The sequence below is a fragment of the Pseudomonas sp. URIL14HWK12:I5 genome, assembly GCF_900176445.1.
Taxonomy (GTDB): Bacteria; Pseudomonadota; Gammaproteobacteria; order Pseudomonadales; family Pseudomonadaceae; genus Aquipseudomonas; species Aquipseudomonas monteilii.
Map to the genome: position 1 here is coordinate 73,344 of NZ_FWXQ01000008.1, position 16,899 is coordinate 90,242.

17 protein-coding genes are annotated in these 16,899 nt (G+C 61.8%); 10 read left to right on the plus strand and 7 right to left on the minus strand.

Annotated features, from left to right (window positions below; all coding sequences use genetic code 11):
• Positions 1-69: 69 nt before the first annotated feature.
• Genes tcyN through tcyJ form a run of 3 tightly spaced genes read right to left on the minus strand, consistent with a single transcriptional unit; the run spans position 70 to position 2,290 of the window.
• Complete coding sequence (gene tcyN / locus B9A31_RS18840) at positions 70-828, minus strand: L-cystine ABC transporter ATP-binding protein TcyN (RefSeq protein ID WP_019096908.1); 759 nt, start codon at positions 826-828, stop codon at positions 70-72.
• A gap of 2 nt (positions 829-830) precedes the next feature.
• Positions 831-1,499: a cystine ABC transporter permease gene (gene tcyL / locus B9A31_RS18845; RefSeq protein WP_016714445.1), complete on the minus strand. Its 669-nt coding sequence runs from the start codon at positions 1,497-1,499 to the stop codon at positions 831-833.
• Positions 1,496-2,290 carry a cystine ABC transporter substrate-binding protein gene (gene tcyJ / locus B9A31_RS18850; protein ID WP_019096907.1) on the minus strand — a complete coding sequence of 265 codons (795 nt, stop codon included), beginning with the start codon at positions 2,288-2,290 and terminating at the stop codon, positions 1,496-1,498. Before tcyJ ends, tcyL begins: the two co-directional genes overlap by 4 nt.
• 308 nt (positions 2,291-2,598) lie before the next feature.
• On the opposite strand from tcyJ, the gene epsC reads away from it, so the two are divergent.
• Both epsC and betT read left to right on the plus strand, forming a co-directional pair.
• A complete protein-coding gene (gene epsC, locus B9A31_RS18855; RefSeq protein WP_016714447.1) occupies positions 2,599-3,531 on the plus strand; it encodes a serine O-acetyltransferase EpsC in 933 nt (310 codons plus the stop codon).
• Positions 3,532-3,802: 271 nt separating this feature from the next.
• Positions 3,803-5,764: a choline transporter BetT gene (betT, locus tag B9A31_RS18860; protein ID WP_174244687.1), complete on the plus strand. Its 1,962-nt coding sequence runs from the start codon at positions 3,803-3,805 to the stop codon at positions 5,762-5,764.
• A gap of 71 nt (positions 5,765-5,835) precedes the next feature.
• On the opposite strand, the gene tauD is transcribed toward betT, so the two are convergent.
• The 4 genes from tauD to tauA are packed head-to-tail and all read right to left on the minus strand — an operon-like array spanning position 5,836 to position 9,327.
• Complete coding sequence (tauD, locus tag B9A31_RS18865; RefSeq protein ID WP_025754082.1) at positions 5,836-6,669, minus strand: taurine dioxygenase; 834 nt, start codon at positions 6,667-6,669, stop codon at positions 5,836-5,838.
• Positions 6,670-6,717: 48 nt separating this feature from the next.
• Entirely contained in the window at positions 6,718-7,557 is an 840-nt protein-coding gene (gene tauC / locus B9A31_RS18870) for a taurine ABC transporter permease TauC (RefSeq protein ID WP_016714450.1), read from the minus strand.
• Positions 7,554-8,342, minus strand: coding sequence for a taurine ABC transporter ATP-binding subunit (gene tauB, locus B9A31_RS18875; protein WP_019096905.1), 789 nt, complete (start codon positions 8,340-8,342; stop codon positions 7,554-7,556). Before tauB ends, tauC begins: the two co-directional genes overlap by 4 nt.
• Positions 8,343-8,355: 13 nt before the next feature.
• Positions 8,356-9,327 (minus strand): taurine ABC transporter substrate-binding protein, encoded by a 972-nt coding sequence (gene tauA, locus B9A31_RS18880; RefSeq protein WP_016714452.1) that lies wholly within the window; start codon positions 9,325-9,327, stop codon positions 8,356-8,358.
• Between the two features lie 498 nt (positions 9,328-9,825).
• Here tauA and B9A31_RS18885 point away from each other — a divergent pair, with 498 nt between their 5' ends.
• From B9A31_RS18885 to B9A31_RS18920, 8 genes are all read left to right on the plus strand, one after another.
• On the plus strand, positions 9,826-11,157 hold the full coding sequence (locus tag B9A31_RS18885) for an OprD family porin (protein ID WP_016714453.1): 1,332 nt from the start codon (positions 9,826-9,828) through the stop codon (positions 11,155-11,157).
• A gap of 165 nt (positions 11,158-11,322) precedes the next feature.
• Entirely contained in the window at positions 11,323-11,961 is a 639-nt protein-coding gene (locus B9A31_RS18890) for a peroxiredoxin (protein ID WP_019096904.1), read from the plus strand.
• A gap of 197 nt (positions 11,962-12,158) precedes the next feature.
• Positions 12,159-12,752 (plus strand): NADPH-dependent FMN reductase, encoded by a 594-nt coding sequence (gene ssuE, locus B9A31_RS18895; RefSeq protein ID WP_019096903.1) that lies wholly within the window; start codon positions 12,159-12,161, stop codon positions 12,750-12,752.
• Between the two features lie 84 nt (positions 12,753-12,836).
• On the plus strand, positions 12,837-13,802 hold the full coding sequence (locus B9A31_RS18900; protein ID WP_019096902.1) for a sulfonate ABC transporter substrate-binding protein: 966 nt from the start codon (positions 12,837-12,839) through the stop codon (positions 13,800-13,802).
• Positions 13,803-13,861: 59 nt separating this feature from the next.
• On the plus strand, positions 13,862-15,010 hold the full coding sequence (gene ssuD / locus B9A31_RS18905; protein ID WP_019096901.1) for an FMNH2-dependent alkanesulfonate monooxygenase: 1,149 nt from the start codon (positions 13,862-13,864) through the stop codon (positions 15,008-15,010).
• 10 nt (positions 15,011-15,020) lie between these two features.
• Complete coding sequence (gene ssuC, locus B9A31_RS18910) at positions 15,021-15,818, plus strand: aliphatic sulfonate ABC transporter permease SsuC (protein WP_016714458.1); 798 nt, start codon at positions 15,021-15,023, stop codon at positions 15,816-15,818.
• On the plus strand, positions 15,815-16,627 hold the full coding sequence (ssuB, locus tag B9A31_RS18915) for an aliphatic sulfonates ABC transporter ATP-binding protein (protein ID WP_019096900.1): 813 nt from the start codon (positions 15,815-15,817) through the stop codon (positions 16,625-16,627). Before ssuC ends, ssuB begins: the two co-directional genes overlap by 4 nt.
• 40 nt (positions 16,628-16,667) lie before the next feature.
• Positions 16,668-16,883 (plus strand): TOBE domain-containing protein, encoded by a 216-nt coding sequence (locus tag B9A31_RS18920; protein ID WP_003255829.1) that lies wholly within the window; start codon positions 16,668-16,670, stop codon positions 16,881-16,883.
• The last annotated feature ends 16 nt before the right edge of the window (positions 16,884-16,899 follow it).

The following is a 16,899-nucleotide window of genomic DNA, read 5'->3' on the forward strand; positions in this document are numbered from 1 at the left end:
AGAAGGAGGGATTTACAGCGGATGTGCCGGCCCTTTCGCGGGTAAACCCGCGAAGAGGCCGTAACAGGTTTACTCGGAGGCGGCAGTACCCAGGAACTTGCGCAAGAACTGCCGGGTACGCTCTTCCTTTGGCGCCGCAAACAGTGCCTTGGCTTCCCCCTGCTCCACGATCACGCCCTTGTCGAAGAAGATCACCCGGTTCGCCACATCCCGGGCAAAGCTCATTTCGTGCGTAACGATGATCATGGTGCGCTTCTCCTCGGCCAGGCCGCGGATGGTCGCCAGCACTTCACCCACCAGCTCCGGGTCCAGTGCCGAGGTGGGTTCGTCGAACAGGATCACCTCCGGCTCCATGGCCAGGGCACGGGCGATCGCCACTCGTTGCTGCTGGCCCCCGGACAGGCGCCGGGGGTAGGCGTCTTCCTTGCCTGCCAGGCCAACCTTGGCCAGCAGGCGCCGACCCAGCTCGATGGCTTGCTCGCGGGGCGTCTTCTTGACGATCACCGGCCCCTCGATCACGTTCTCCAGCGCGGTGCGGTGCGGGAACAGGTTGAAGTTCTGGAACACGAACCCGGCTTGCTGGCGCAATCGGCGAATCGCACTTTGCTGCCCGCCCAAGGGGCGGTTGGCATCGATGCTGATAGCGCCGATCTTGATCTGCCCGGCGTCGGGCGTCTCCAGCAGGTTGAGGCAGCGCAGGAAGGTGGTCTTGCCCGAGCCACTGGGGCCAATGATGGCCACCACTTCGCCGGGCTGTACGGTCAGGTCGATACCGTTGAGCACGGTCTGGCCCTTGAACCGCTTGGTCAGGCCTTTGACTTCAATCATGCTCAGTGCTCCTGGTCATGCTGGTTGACCCGCGCTTCCATGCGGTTCTGGAAGTGCGCAAGGATGCTGCACAGCACCCAGTAGATGACCGCGACCGCCACGTACATGGTGAACACTTCGAAGGTGCGTGCGGTAATCAGCTGCGCCTGGCGGAACAGTTCGGGCACCTGGATGGTGGCCGCCAGGGCGGTGTCCTTGACCAGCGAAATGAAGCTGTTGCCCAAGGGGGGCAGGGCAGTGCGCAAGGCTTGCGGCAGGATCGCCCGGCGCATGGCCTGAACGCGGGTCATGCCGATGCTGGCGGCCGCTTCCCACTGGCCGCGGTCGATCGAGGAGATTGCTGCGCGCAGGATTTCGCAGATGTAGGCCGCCATGTTCAACGACAGGCCGATCAGCGAGGCGGGGATGGGGTCGAGTTCGATGCCGATCTGCGGCATGCCGAAATAGATCACGAACAGCTGCACCAGCAGCGGCGTGCCGCGAAAGAACGACACGTAGATCCGCGCCAGCCAGTTCAGCGGCAAGATCTTCGACAGACGCATCAGCGCCAGGGCAAAGCCCAGCACCAGGCCGAAGAACATGCCGCCAACGCTGAGCAGCACCGTATAACCCGCGCCCTTCAGCAGGAAGGGCGTGGAGTCGACAACGAGTTGCAGGCTTTCAGCGATCATTTGGTGACATCAGCACCGAAGTATTTCTCGGACAGCTTGGCCAGCGTGCCGTCAGCCTTGAGCTTGTCGATGGCCTTGTTGATGGCATCGAGCAGCTCTGGCTCGCCCTTGCGCAGGGCTACGCCACTTTCCAGGCGGGAGAACGCATCGCCGGCCAGCTCCGTATCCTTGGCTTTTTGCGCGTATTCCAGTGCGGCCAGGCGGTCGATCAGGATGGCGTCGATGCGACCGTTACGCAGGTCGGCGAACTTGCTCGGGTCGTCTTCATAGGTGCGCACATCGGCTTGCGGCACGTCTTGTTTCACCCACTGTTCGTAGTTGGTGCCCAGGCCCACGCCCACTTTCTTGCCGGCCAGGTCGGCGGCCTTGTGGATGTTCAACTGCTCGGCCTTCTTCTTCAGGATCAGCGCCTGGATGCCGGAGATGGTGTAGGGCTCGGAGAAGTCGTACTTCTTCTTGCGCTCTTCGGAAATGGTCACCTGGTTGATGACTACGTCCAGGCGCTTGGACTCCAGCGCAGCGAGGATGCCGTCCCATTTGGTCGGCTGGACCTTGGCCTTGACCCCCAGCTCCTTGGCCAGCAACTCGGACAGTTCCACTTCGAAGCCGGTCAGCTTGCCGTTTTCGTCCTGGAAGCTGAACGGTGGGTAGGTGCCTTCTAGGCCGACGTTGATCACGCCTTTTTCCTGGATGGTCTTCAGCTGCTCGCCCGCGAAGGCCTGGCTGAGCAGGCCGGCACCCAGCAGAACAGCCAGGGTAGCGTTGAGTAGCGGTTTGGCGAATTTCGACATGTCAGAGCCCCGCGCTTGTTGTGTAAGTAGTGAGGTGGCGACTATAGGGTTGGCTGCTTAGGCCAGGAAATACTAAAAAATTATTTTGTTATTTCCATTTTGATTTGTGCCAGGAGCTGGCTGCTTTGAGGGTAGGCGAGGATGCCGGTGCCGTCATCGCGGCTTATGCCTGACTTAGCGCAGGATGGAATAAAGCGTTGTTTTTTCCAAGGGGCTGATTTGCCGTAGAGTGGATCGCATGTAGGCAGGCCCGGCCTCTTCGCGGGCCTGGCGACACCATTAGATGGCCTATACGGCAGGAGAAAACCGTGAGCGAACAACCTTCATCCGCGCACTGGCAGTTGCAGAGCATCGTCAGTGGCCTGCGCGGCGCCCGTGAGCAATGGCGCACCCGTAATGGCCGCAGCATTGGCGAGCAGGGCGGGCGCGAGTTGCCGTCGCGCGAGGCGATGCGGCAGATTCTGGAGCAACTGTGCGGCGCGCTGTTCCCCATGCGCCTGGGCCCAGTCGATTTGCGCGAAGAAAGCGAAGACTTCTATGTCGGCCATACCCTGGATGCCGCGCTGACCGCCTTGCTTGCCCAGGCTCGCCTTGAACTGCGCTATGCGGCACGGCAAAGCAAGGCTGAGCTGGCTGGCGTCGACGCCCATGCGCTGAGCCTGATCCAGGGTTTCGCAGCTGCGCTACCGGAGCTGCGCGTACTGCTCGACACCGACGTGCTGGCCGCCTACCACGGCGACCCGGCAGCGCGTAGCGTGGATGAAGTGCTGCTGTGCTACCCGGGTATCCTGGCGATCATCCACCACCGCCTGGCGCACCACCTGTACCAGGCCGGCTTGCCGCTGTTGGCGCGGATCAGCTCGGAGCTGGCGCATTCGGCCACCGGTATCGACATTCACCCTGGTGCGCAGATTGGCCCGAGCTTCTTCATCGACCACGGGACCGGTGTGGTGATTGGCGAAACCGCGATCATCGGCGAGCGCGTGCGCATCTACCAGGCCGTGACCCTGGGCGCCAAGCGCTTCCCGAGCGATGAGTCGGGAACCCTGCACAAAGGCCTGCCACGGCACCCGATTGTCGAGGACGATGTGGTGATCTATGCCGGGGCCACGGTGCTGGGGCGCATTACCATCGGCAAAGGTTCGACCATTGGCGGCAATGTGTGGCTGACCCGCAGTGTGCCGGCTGAAAGCAACATTACCCAGGCCAACCTGCAGCTGGATTGCCAGGACAAGAATTGATCTGGCATTTGTATTGGCTGTTCCGGCCTCTTCGCGGGCAAGCCCGCGAAGAGGCCGGAACAGGAAGGCACCAATCAGCACCCCAATTCGCAATGAAATCCGATCCATGTTTAACTTGAACGCTTGTTCAATGAAAAAACGCTGGTCCGCTGCCGGTGTTCAACAGGAGGATTCCTTTGCTGAACCCGTTCATTCCGAACCTTACGTCATTTGACGAGGTGCACGCCCGATGAGTGCACCGACCCCGTCCATTGCCAATGGCAAAATCCGCATGAACCCTCCGGTGTTCTACTTTGCGGCAAGTTTCATCCTCGTTTTTGGCCTGGTAGTCATTTCCAACCCGCAAGCGGCAGGTGACTGGTTGCTGGCAGCGCAGAACTGGGCGGCCAATACGGTCGGCTGGTACTACATGCTGGCCATGACGCTGTACCTGGTCTTCGTGGTGGTCACCGCCTTGTCCGGCTACGGCAAGATCAAGCTCGGTGCCGACCACGACGAACCCGAGTTCAGTTACCTGTCGTGGGCCGGCATGCTGTTTGCCGCCGGTATCAGCATCACGTTGTTCTTCTTCTGTGTTTCCGAACCTCTCACCCACATGCTGCAGCCGCCCCAGGGCGAAGCGGGCACGGCAGAGGCCGGGCGCCAGGCGATGCAGATTCTGTTCCTGCACTGGGGCCTGCATGGCTGGGGGGTGTTCGCCTTCGTCGGCATGGCCCTGGCTTATTTCGCTTACCGGCACAACCTGCCGCTGGCGTTGCGTTCGGCGCTGTACCCGCTGATCGGAAAGCGCATCAACGGGCCGATCGGCTACGCAGTGGATGGCTTCGGCATCATCGCCACAGTGTTCGGCCTGGGGGCCGACATGGGCTTTGGCGTGCTGCACCTGAACGCTGGCCTGGACTACCTGTTCGGCATCAGCCACAGCCAGTGGGTGCAGGTTATCCTCATCACCCTGATGATGGGCGCGGCGGTAGCCGTGGCCGTTGCCGGGGTGGAGAAGGGCGTGCGGGTGATGAGCGACATCAACCTGTTCCTGGCCTGCGCACTGCTGCTGTTCGTGCTGTTCGCCGGGCCGACCCAGCACCTGTTCAACACATTGATCCAGAACCTGGGTGACTACCTGGGCGCCTTGCCGCGCAAGAGCTTCGATGTGTATGCCTACGGTGAAAACCGTGACTGGCTGGGCGGCTGGACAGTGTTTTACTGGGCCTGGTGGATTGCCTGGGCACCGTTCGTGGGCCTGTTCATCGCCCGTATCTCCCGTGGCCGTACCATCCGCGAGTTCGTCTTTGGCGTGCTGCTGATTCCGTTGGGGTTCACCCTGGCGTGGATGTCGATCTTCGGCAACAGCGCGCTGGACCAGGTGATCAACCATGGCATGACCGCACTGGGCCAGTCGGCACTGGATGACCCGTCGATGAGCCTGTACCTGCTGCTGGAGACCTACCCCTGGAGCAAGGTGGTGATCGCCACCACGGTGTTCATCAGCTTCGTGTTCTTCGTCACGTCGGCCGACTCGGGCACCGTGGTGCTGTCGACCTTGTCGGCCAAGGGGGGGGAAGCCGATGAGGACGGGCCGAACTGGCTGCGCATCTTCTGGGGCGCGATGACCGCGCTGATCACCAGTGCGCTGTTGTTCGCGGGCAGCATCGACTCGCTGAAGTCGGCGGTGGTGCTGACCTCGCTGCCGTTCTCGCTGATTCTGTTGTGCATGATGTGGGGGCTGCACAAGGCGTTCTACCTGGAGTCGCAACGGCAGATCGCGCAGATGCACTCGCTGGCCCCGTTCGCCCAGTCACGTCGCGGTCGTGGTGGCTGGCGCCAGCGCCTGAGCCAGGCCGTGCATTTCCCGTCGCGTGATGAGGTGTACCGCTTCATGGACGACGTAGTGCGCCCGGCGATTGCCGAGGTCCGTGAAGTGTTCGAGCAGAAGGGCCTGGTGCTGATTACCCAGGATGACCCGAGCCACGACAACGTCAGCCTGAAGATTGGCCATGGCGAGGAGCAGCCGTTCATTTACCAGGTGCAGATGCGTGGGTATTTCACACCGTCGTTCGCCTTGGGTGGGCTGGGTACGCAGGAGTTGAAGAACCGCCGTTATTACCGGGCGGAGGTTCACCTGAGCGAAGGCAGCCAGAACTATGACCTGGTGGGCTACAGCAAGGAGCAGATCATCAACGACATTCTGGACCAGTACGAACGGCACATGCAGTACCTGCATCTGGTCCGCTAGGTTGTCGTTGGTTTCACCGGCCTCTTCGCGGGACAAGCCCGCGAAGAGGCCGGTACAGGTCACATCAAAGTTCAGAACGGCGCATCCCCCAGGATGGTCGCCCGGTGCATCACCCGCCGGTTCGGCCGGTAGTCATCCACCGCAAAATGCTGGGTCACGCGGTTGTCCCAGAACGCCACGTCATTCTCCTGCCAACGCCAGCGAATGCTGAACTCCGGCCGCGTCGCATGGGCGAACAGCAGCTTCAACAGCGCCTCGCTTTCCAGCTCGCTCAGCTCATTGATACGCGTGGTGAACCCTTCATTGACGAACAGCGCCTTGCGCCCGCTAACCGGGTGAGTGCGCACCACCGGGTGTGACAGCGGCGGGTTGTTGCGCCGGGTTGCTTCCCAGCGCGCCAGGTCTTCCGGCGTGGTGCCAAAGCGCTCCAGCGGAAACGACTTGGTGAAGTCGTGGGTGGCGGTCAGCCCATCGAGCATTGCACGCAGCGGCGCCGACAAGGCTTCGAAAGCGGCAATCCCGCTGGCCCACAGCGTATCGCCACCGTAAGCGGGCAATTGCTTGGCGCTGAGCACCGCGCCCAGTGCCGGGGTCGGCAAGAACGTCACGTCGGTGTGCCACACGGCGTTGTCGCGCACATCGGTCACTGCCGTGTCGAGCACCAGCACCTGCGGGGTTTCGGGCACGTTGGGGTAGATCGGGTGAATGTGCAGGTCACCGAAGCGGGCTGCAAAGCGCGCTTGCTGTTCCGGGTTGATCGGCTGGTCGCGGAAGAACAGCACCTGATGCTGCAGCAGCGCCTGTTCGATGGCGTCGCGCTCTTCTGCGGTGATATCGCGGCTGATGTCTACGCCGCTGATCTGCGCACCCAGCGCCGGGCTGAGAGGGGTAACGGTCAGGCTCATGTCTTTTCTCGTTCTAGGCGCCGGGTTGCCGGCGTGGTCAATCGGCAATCAGTGGCTCTGCCCGTGCCAGGGCACCAGTTTGCGTTGCAGGGCACGCAGGCCCATTTCCAGGGCGAAGGCGATCAGGGCGATCAGCAGGATGCCCAACACCACCACATCGGTGACCAAAAACTGCGCCGCCGACTGCACCATGAAGCCCAGGCCGCTGGTGGCAGCAATCAGTTCGGCGGCCACCAAGGTCGACCAGCCGACCCCCAGGCCGATGCGGATGCCGGTAAGGATGTCGGGCAGCGCACTGGGCAGGATCACATGGCGGATCAGCTGGGCCTTGGTGGCGCCCAGCGACTGCGCCGCACGCAGCTTGGCCGGGTCGACCGTGCGCACGCCGGTGGCGGTGGCGATGGCGATGGGGGCGAAGATCGCCAGGTAAATCAGCAGCACCTTCGACAGCTCGCCGATGCCGCACCAGATGACGATCAGCGGCAGGTATGCAAGCGGCGGTATCGGCCGGTAGAACTCGATCAGCGGGTCGAGGATGCCACGGGCCACGCGGTTGTAGCCGATGGCGATGCCCACCGGGATCGCGGTCAGGGTCGCTGCAACCAGCGCCAGGCCAATGCGGCCCAGGCTTGCGCCCAGGTGCTGCCACAGGCTGGCGTCCATGTAGCCTTGGGTCAGCAGGGTCCAGGCCTTGGCCAGGATGTCGCCGGGCGAAGGCAGGAACAGCGGCTCGATCCAGCCAGCGGCGGTCACCAGCCACCAGACCAGCAGCAGGCTGGTCAGGGTCAGGGTACTGATCCAGCGGGTAGAGCGTTGGCGGCGTGCTGTTGCAACAGGCCGGGTTTGGGTGTCGTGCTTGCCGGCAACCGGCAGGTCCAGGCTGCTCATGCGCGCTCCTGCAGGCTTTGGCGTTGGGAGAACACCCGCGCCAGCACATGCTCGCGGGTTTCGATGAAGCGTGGGTCGGATTTGATTGCCCGGGCCGATTCGCCAGCGGCATAGCGCTGGCCGAAGTCCAGTTGCAGGCGCTCCACTACGCGGCCCGGGTTGGGTGCCAGTAGCACCAGCTCGCTGGCGAGGAACACCGCTTCTTCAATGTCGTGGGTAATCAGGAAAACCGGTTTGGCGGTGCGTTGCCAGACCTGCAGCAGCAGTTCCTGCATTTGTTCGCGGGTGAAGGCGTCGAGGGCGCCGAACGGTTCATCCATCAACAACACCCGTGGGTCGGCCGCCAGTGCGCGGGCCAGGCCTACGCGCTGCTTCTGGCCACCGGACAATTGCCAGATGCGCCGCTCGCCAAAGCCATCCAGGTCGACGAGTGCGAGCATTTCACGGGCCTTGGCTTCACGCTGGGCGCGGGGCACGCCAGCCAGTTCGAGGCCGAAGGCGACATTGCCCAGCACGTTCTGCCATGGCAGCAGGGCGTCGTCCTGGAACACTACGCCGCGCTCTGCACCCGGGCCTTGTACCGGTACGCCATCGAGGGTGATTCGCCCGCCACTGGGGGCGACGAAGCCGGCGATCAGGTTGAGCAGGGAGGTCTTGCCGCTGCCGGACGGCCCCAGGGCCACCAGCAGCTGGCGCGGGCCCAGGCTCAGGTTGATGTCGGCCAGCACCGGGGTGCTGGCGCCAGGGTACTGTGCGCTGATGCGCTCCAGTTCAAGCAAGGCCATGACGGGCTCCGGATCAGTTTGGAAGGAACTTGGCGCTGACGTACGGCGAGTAGTCCGGCAGCACGGCGTCAACCTTGCCTTGCTGCTTGAGGAAGTTGGCCGTGTCGGTCAGTGCCTGGGTGGTCGGCGCGCCCAGGGCGTTGGCCTGGTCGGCGGCCAGCGGGTAGACGTTGCCCTCCAGCAGCACCGGGATATCGCTGGCCTTGGCGCCCGAGAGCTTCACCAGTTTGTCGACGTTGCCTTTGTCGGCCAGCCAGGCTTTCGGGTCTTTGCGGTAGTCGGCGTAGGCGTCCAGCGTGACTTTGGCAAAGGCTTTGACCACCTCAGGGTGCTTGTCGGCGAAGTCTTTGCGCACGATCCAGGCATCGAAGGTGGGGGCGCCTTTCTGGGCCAGTTCGCCAGAAGTGATCAGCACCTTGCCGTTTTCCTTGGCTACGCCCAGGGCCGGGTCCCACACGTAGGTGGCGTCGATGTCACCACGTTTCCAGGCAGCAATGATGGCCGGTGGTGCCAGGTTGAGGATCTGTACCTTGGACGGGTCGATATTCCAGCTTTTGAGTGCGGCCAGCAGGCTGTAGTGGCCGGTGGACACGAACGGTACGGCGACTTTCTTGCCGATCAGGTCTTGCGGCGTCTTGATACTGTCGCGGGCAACCAACGCTTCACCGGCACCAATCTGGGTGGCGATGAGGAATGTTTCTACGGGCAGCTTGCGGGTGGCAGCAGCGGCCAGCGGGCTGGAACCCAGATAGCCGATCTGCACATCACCGCTGGCCACGGCGGTGATCACGTCGGCGCCATTATCGAATTTGCGCCAGTCGATGCTGGCCTTGCTGGCTTTTTCGTAGTCGCCATCGACCTGCGCCACTTTGGCAGGGTCGACGGTGGTCTGGTAGGCCACGGTCAGGTCGGCAGCCTGGGCAAACCAGCTGGTGCTGGCGAGGGTCAGGGCGGCGAACAGGCGCAGCGGAGCGTGCGGGATCATGGTGGACCTCTCGTCAGGCGATCGATGTGATGGATGACGAGAAGACTAAATGATCTAAGAATTTAAAAATAAATAACTTTTTTGCATTAGCTTAGGAGCCAAATGCTTTAAGCCCAGGATGGGTGATTACCCTCAATGGCGAATGTGGAGGTACCTGCTAGGCTTTTTCGTCCCTATAGAACGATACGGAATTAGGTTATGAGCAAACGTTTGCAAATAACCAAAGGTTATGAAAGACGTTGTCGCTACAACGAATGGCAGTAAAGGTTCCTAACATATTCCTTAAAAATCTTACAAATTCATAAAACGGTCATTTTGGATTTATAGGATTGTCATTATCCTGTAGCGCAGGTGACGCCTTAGACCAAAGTCTCGAAACGTTTAGAAACGATTGACTTATGAGTCACGCTTTGGGACTAAATCGCCAATCCACGGTGAGCGGGGCAGCAGACCTCGCCGCCAGAGATACACAAGAATTAGAACGTAGAGGAGCAAATTATGTACAAGTCCAGCCTGGCTCTGGCCGTGGCACTGGGGGTTCTCGCCCAACAAGCAGGCGCTGCCGGTTTCGTTGAAGACAGCAAACTGTCGCTCAGCTCGCGCACCATGTACTTCAACAACGACAACCGTGATGGCGGTGCCGACAACCGTGAGTCGGGTCAGGGCTTCAAGCTCGACTACATCTCCGGCTTCACTGAAGGCACCGTTGGCTTTGGTGTCGATGCCCAGGCCCTGTGGGGTATCCACCTGGATGGTGGCCGTGGCAAGCACCCAGACAACAGCAGCTTCTTCCCGAGCGACACCGACGGTTCGGCTGTAAGCCAGTGGGCTCGTGTTGGCGCCAACGCCAAGGCACGCTTCTCGAAGACTGAGGTTCACTACGGTAGCGCCCTGGCGCCAAACCTGCCGATCCTGGTCTCCAACGATGGCCGTCTGCTGCCGCAAACCTTCGAGGGTGGCACTATCCAGTCGAAGGAAATCGACAACCTGACCATCAACGCCGGCCAGCTGACCCACGCCATGGGCCGTGCTTCGAGCAACCGTACCGGCCTGTCGATTGCCGGTGCCAGCCAGGACAGTAACAAGTTCCGCTACGGTGGTCTGGACTACAAGCTCACGCCAGACCTGACCCTGCAGTACTACTACTCGAACCTGGAAGACTTCTACAAGCAGCACTTCCTGGGCGCGACGCACGTATTCAAGATCGCTGACGACCAGTCGTTCAAAACCGACCTGCGTTATTTCGACAGCAGCAGCGACGGCAAGAACGGCGACGGCGGCGGTTACAACTTCAACAACAACGGTGGCTATGCCAAGAACCTCGGCGAGGTCGACAACAAGACCTGGTCCGCGATCTTCACCTATACCCTGGGTGGCCACTCGTTCCTGCTCGGCCACCAGCGCGTCAATGACGACGGTGGCTTCGTCTGGCTGAACCAAGGCAGCGTTGTTGATGGCAACGGTCGCAACGAAGGCGCCGGTGGCTCCAGCTTCTACCTGTTTACCGACAGCATGATCAACCAGTTCGCCAAGGCCGGTGAAAACACCACCTTCGGTCAGTACGCCTATGATTTCGCACGTCTGGGCGTGCCAGGCCTGAAAGCTTCGGTTTCCTACCTGAAAGGTGAAGACGGCAAGAACGCCAACGGCAACGGCACCTTCAGCGAATGGGAACGTGACGCCCGCGTTGACTACGTCATCCAGGAAGGCACCTTCAAAGGCCTGGGCGCCAGCCTGCGTCACGGCGTATACCGTGGCACCGGCACCAGCTCGCTGGCTGACCAGGATCAGACCCGTCTGATCTTCAACTACACTTACAACTTCCTGTAAGCCGTAGCTGATCCAAGAGCCTCGCCTAGTGCGAGGCTTTTTTGTGCCTACAAATTGGTATGCATTCCGGTTATAAATAAATTGTTATTTATTCTTTTTGTTTTTAACCGAATGCAGGCACATTGAACCCATACGGTACAGAACCCAGCCAAGGAGCCGCAGCCCATGAGCCTCAAACTCGGCGATATCGCCCCCGATTTCGAACAGGATTCCAGCGAAGGCAAAATCCGCTTCCACGAGTGGCTGGGCAACAGCTGGGGGGTATTGTTCTCCCACCCCGCCGACTTCACCCCGGTGTGCACTACCGAGCTGGGCCTGACCGCCAAGCTCAAGGATGATTTCGCCAAGCGTGGGGTCAAGGCCATCGCCTTGTCGGTGGATCCGGTCGACTCGCACCACCGCTGGATCGATGACATCAACGAAACCCAGAACACCGTGGTCAACTTCCCGATCATCGCCGACGCGGACCGCAAGGTGTCCGACCTGTACGACCTGATCCACCCGAACGCCAGCGACACCCTCACCGTGCGTTCGCTGTTCGTGATCGACCCGAACAAGAAGGTGCGCCTGACCATCACCTATCCGGCCAGTACCGGGCGCAACTTCAATGAAATTCTGCGGGTGATCGACTCGCTGCAGCTGACCGACAACCACAAGGTCGCCACCCCCGGTAACTGGCAGGACGGCGACGAGGTGGTGATCGTGCCTTCGCTCAAAGATGAGGAAGAGATCAAGCAGCGCTTCCCCAAAGGTTACCGGGCGGTCAAACCCTACCTGCGTCTGACCCCGCAGCCGAATCGTTAAATGCATTCCTCGTTGTATTGCTCTTAGCCAAGCAGGGATTTTCGGGCCGTTTCGACGGCCCTTTTTTATGCCTGCTGAAACAAGTGGAGGAAATTGAGGAAAAACAAAAATGGAATAAACAAATGAAAAAATATGATTTCTAGATATATGTGGCAGCTGTTAATGTCACTTCCAACAGAACACAAGGAAGCGCTGCAATGCTGGTCGTATCAATCGGTGGTAGCCCCAGTACCCGCTCACGCTCTGGCGTGCTGCTTGAGCGTTCGCGCCAGTGGCTGCAGAACCGTGGCGTAGAGGTCGTGACGTTCCAGGTACGTGACTTCCCCGCCGAAGACCTGTTGCATGCCCGTTTCGACAGCCCGCAGGTGCAGCACTTCCAACAGTTGGTAGCCCAGGCCGATGGCCTGATCGTTTCCACCCCGGTTTACAAGGCCTCGTTTGCCGGCGCCCTGAAAACACTGCTCGACCTGCTGCCCGAACGCGCTCTGGCGCACAAGATCGTTTTGCCGATCGCCACGGGCGGCAGCATCGCCCACATGCTGGCAGTGGATTACGCATTGAAACCCGTGCTGTCGGCACTCAAGGCTCAAGAGACCCTGCAAGGGATCTTCGCCGATGACAGCCAGGTGGCTTACGCAGAAGGCTCCAAACCCGCGCAGCTGGCACCGGCGCTGGAAGAACGCCTGCTGGACTCGCTGGAAACCTTCCATGTTGCCTTGGCCCGCCGGCCAAGCCCCGTGGCCCCCGGCGTACTGAATGAACGCCTGATCAGCGCTCGCTGGAGCATCTGACCGGCCCAACCCGCTTCAACACCTTACTCGCCCGACAACGAGGCAAGCAGGTGCAACCCGAACCCAAACGTACAGGAGAGCGCCATGCGCACAGTCTTCTTGCGTCGCGGTCTGGTCGCCCTGTTTGCGGCGGCTGTGTCCTTCGGCGCCATTACCCAAGCCCAGGCCGAAAGCCTGCGTATCGGTTACCAGAAATACGGCACCCTGGTGCTGCTCAAGGCCAAGGGCACGCTGGAAAAGCGCCTGGCCGAGCAGGGCGTGCAGGTGCAGTGGACCGAATTCCCCGGTGGCCCGCAGTTGCTTGAAGGGCTGAACGTCGGTTCTATTGATTTTGGCGTCACCGGCGAGACCCCGCCCGTATTTGCCCAGGCAGCTGGTGCCGATCTGCTCTACGTGGCCTACGAGCCGCCAGCACCGCACAGCGAAGCGATCCTGGTACCGAAGGGTTCGCCAGTCCAGTCGGTCAAAGACCTCAAGGGTAAGAAAGTCGCCCTCAACAAAGGCTCCAACGTGCACTACCTGCTGGTTCGTGCTCTGGAAGATGCTGGCCTGAAGTACAGCGACATCCAGCCCGTGTACCTGCCGCCAGCCGATGCCCGTGCCGCCTTCGAACGTGGCAGCGTGGATGCCTGGGTGATCTGGGACCCTTACCAGGCCGCTGCCGAACAGCAGTTGCAGGCACGCACCCTGCGTGACGGCAAGGGCCTGGTCGACAACCACCAGTTCTACCTGGCCACCCGCAACTACGCCACCCAGCACCCGGCGGTGATCAACACCGTGATCGAGGAAGTGCGCGCCGTGGGCGAGTGGTCCCAGGCCAACCCGCAAGAAGTGACCGACCAGGTCGCACCGCTGCTCGGCCTGCCCGCCAACATCACCCTGACCTCGGTCAAACGCCAAGGCTACGGCGCTGCGCCGCTCACCCCCGAGGTAGTGGCTGCGCAACAGAAGATCGCCGACACCTTCCAGGCGCTCAAGCTGATACCCAAGCCGCTGAGCATCAAGGACGTGATCTGGACACCCCCGGCCAAGGTCGCTAGCGCGCCTTGATTGATTCGCCTGCGCCGGGGCGCCGCCCTGGCTGAGCCACCCTTGAGGAGACAACTCCAATGAGCCTTAACATTTTCTGGTTCCTCCCAACCCACGGTGACGGCAAGTACCTGGGCACTTCCGACGGCGCACGTGCGGTCGACCACGGCTACCTGCAGCAGATCGCCCAGGCCGCCGACCGCCTTGGTTTTGGTGGGGTGCTGATCCCTACCGGCCGTTCCTGCGAGGACTCCTGGCTGGTGGCCGCGTCGCTGATCCCAGTGACCCAGCGCCTGAAATTCCTGGTAGCCCTGCGCCCCGGCATCATTTCGCCAACCGTGGCAGCACGCCAGGCGGCAACGCTGGACCGCCTGTCCAATGGCCGTGCCCTGTTCAACCTGGTCACCGGTGGCGACCCGGACGAACTGGCCGGTGATGGCCTGCACCTGAACCACCAGGAACGCTACGAAGCCTCGGTCGAGTTCACCCGTATCTGGCGCAAGGTGCTGGAGGGCGAAAACGTCGATTACGACGGCAAGCACATCCAGGTGAAGGGCGCCAAGCTGCTCTACCCACCTATTCAGCAGCCACGTCCGCCACTGTACTTCGGCGGTTCGTCCGAAGCCGCTCAGGACCTCGCCGCCGAACAAGTCGAGTTGTACCTGACCTGGGGCGAGCCACCGGCAGCCGTTGCCGAGAAAATCGCCCAGGTGCGTGAAAAGGCTGCTGCCCAAGGCCGTGAAGTGCGCTTCGGCATCCGCCTGCACGTGATCGTGCGTGAAACCAACGAAGAAGCCTGGGCCGCCGCCGACAAGCTGATCTCGCACCTGGACGACGACACCATCGCCCGTGCCCAGGCCTCGCTGTCGCGCTTCGATTCGGTGGGCCAGCAGCGCATGGCTGCCCTGCACGGCGGCAACCGTGACAACCTGGAAGTCAGCCCCAACCTGTGGGCAGGTGTTGGCCTGGTCCGCGGCGGCGCCGGTACCGCACTGGTGGGCGATGGCCCGACTGTGGCGGCACGGGTCAAGGAATACGCCGAGCTGGGTATCGATACCTTCATCTTCTCGGGTTATCCACACCTGGAAGAGTCGTACCGGGTTGCCGAACTGCTGTTCCCGCACCTCGATGTGCAACGCCCGGAGCAACCGAAAACCGGCGGCTACGTAAGCCCGTTCGGCGAGATGGTGGCCAACGACATCCTGCCCAAGTCCGTGTCGCAGAGCTGAGGGCCGGGCCATGAGTCGTGCAACTTCTTCCAACCTGGCCCAGCGCCTGGCGCCGTGGGCGCTGCCGGTACTGCTGTTGGCAGCCTGGCAGCTGGCGGTCAGCGCTGGCTGGCTGTCGACGCGCATTCTGCCGGCACCCAGCGCTGTGGTCAGCGCCGGTGTCGAGCTGGTGCGCAGCGGTGATATCTGGACCCACCTGGCCATCAGTGGCTGGCGTGCCGGTCTGGGCTTTGCCATCGGCGGCAGCATCGGCCTGGTGCTGGGATTCATCACCGGCCTGTCGAACTGGGGCGAACGCCTGCTCGACAGCTCGGTGCAGATGATCCGCAACGTGCCACACCTGGCGCTGATCCCGCTGGTGATCCTGTGGTTCGGTATCGACGAGTCGGCAAAGATTTTCCTGGTCGCGCTGGGCACGTTGTTCCCGATTTACCTGAACACCTACCACGGCATTCGTAATGTCGACCCGGCATTGGTGGAAATGGCGCGCAGCTATGGCTTGTCCGGCTTCAGCCTGTTCCGCCAGGTGATCCTGCCGGGGGCGCTGCCATCGATTCTGGTGGGTGTGCGCTTCGCGCTGGGCTTCATGTGGCTGACCTTGATCGTGGCGGAAACCATCTCGGCCAACGCCGGCATCGGTTACCTGGCAATGAATGCCCGAGAGTTCCTGCAGACCGACGTGGTGGTACTGGCCATCGTCTTGTACGCCGTGCTTGGCAAGCTTGCCGACCTCGCCGCTCGCGGCCTGGAGCGTGTGTGGTTGCGCTGGCACCCGGCCTATCAAGTAGCCAGGAAGGAGGGCGCATGACCGTGCTCAAGGAACAGCCGCCTCGCCTGCTGCGTGGCATCCCGCTGGCCTCCAACGGCCTGCGCAAGACCTTTGGCCAGCGCGAAGTGCTGAAAGGTATCGACCTGCATATTCCGGCCGGTCAGTTCGTTGCCATCGTTGGCCGCAGCGGCTGCGGCAAGAGCACCTTGCTGCGCCTGCTGGCCGGGCTCGATCAACCCACCGCCGGCCAACTCCTGGCCGGTGCTGCGCCGCTGGAAGAGGCCCGTGAGGAAACCCGCCTGATGTTCCAGGACGCACGGCTGCTGCCCTGGAAGAAGGTGATCGACAACGTTGGCCTGGGCCTGTCTGGCGACTGGCGCCCGCGTGCGCTGGAAGCGCTGGAGGCGGTAGGCCTGGCTGACCGCGCCAATGAATGGCCGGCCGCGCTTTCGGGTGGCCAGAAGCAGCGCGTGGCCTTGGCCCGGGCGCTGATCCACCAGCCGCGTCTGCTGCTGCTGGACGAGCCGCTCGGTGCACTGGATGCGTTGACCCGGATCGAGATGCAGCAACTGATCGAGCGCCTCTGGCGTCAGCATGGCTTCACCGTGCTGTTGGTTACCCATGATGTCAGCGAAGCGGTTGCCGTGGCTGACCGGGTGATCCTGATCGAGGACGGCGAGGTCGGGCTCGATCTCACTGTCGACCTGGCACGGCCTCGGGCGCGTGGTTCGCACCGCCTGGCTGCGCTGGAAAGCGAAGTGCTCAACCGCGTTCTGTCGGCCCCGGGCACTGCGCCCGAGCCGGACCCTGTAGCCCCTCTGCCCACGCAGTTGCGTTGGGCGCACTGACTCACTTACCAGACTGAAGCCAACGAGAAGGAATCAAATCATGACTATCAAAGCCATCAACGTCCGTAACCAGTTCAAAGGCACTGTGAAAGAAATCCTCGAAGGCCCGGTATTGTCGGAAATCGACGTGCAGACCGCCTCGGGGATCGTGACTTCGGTCATCACCACCCGTTCTGTGAGGGAGCTGGAATTGCAGGTTGGCAGCGAAGTGATTGCTTTCGTGAAATCGACTGAAGTGTCTATCGCCAAGCTGTGATGAAAATAGGCCAATG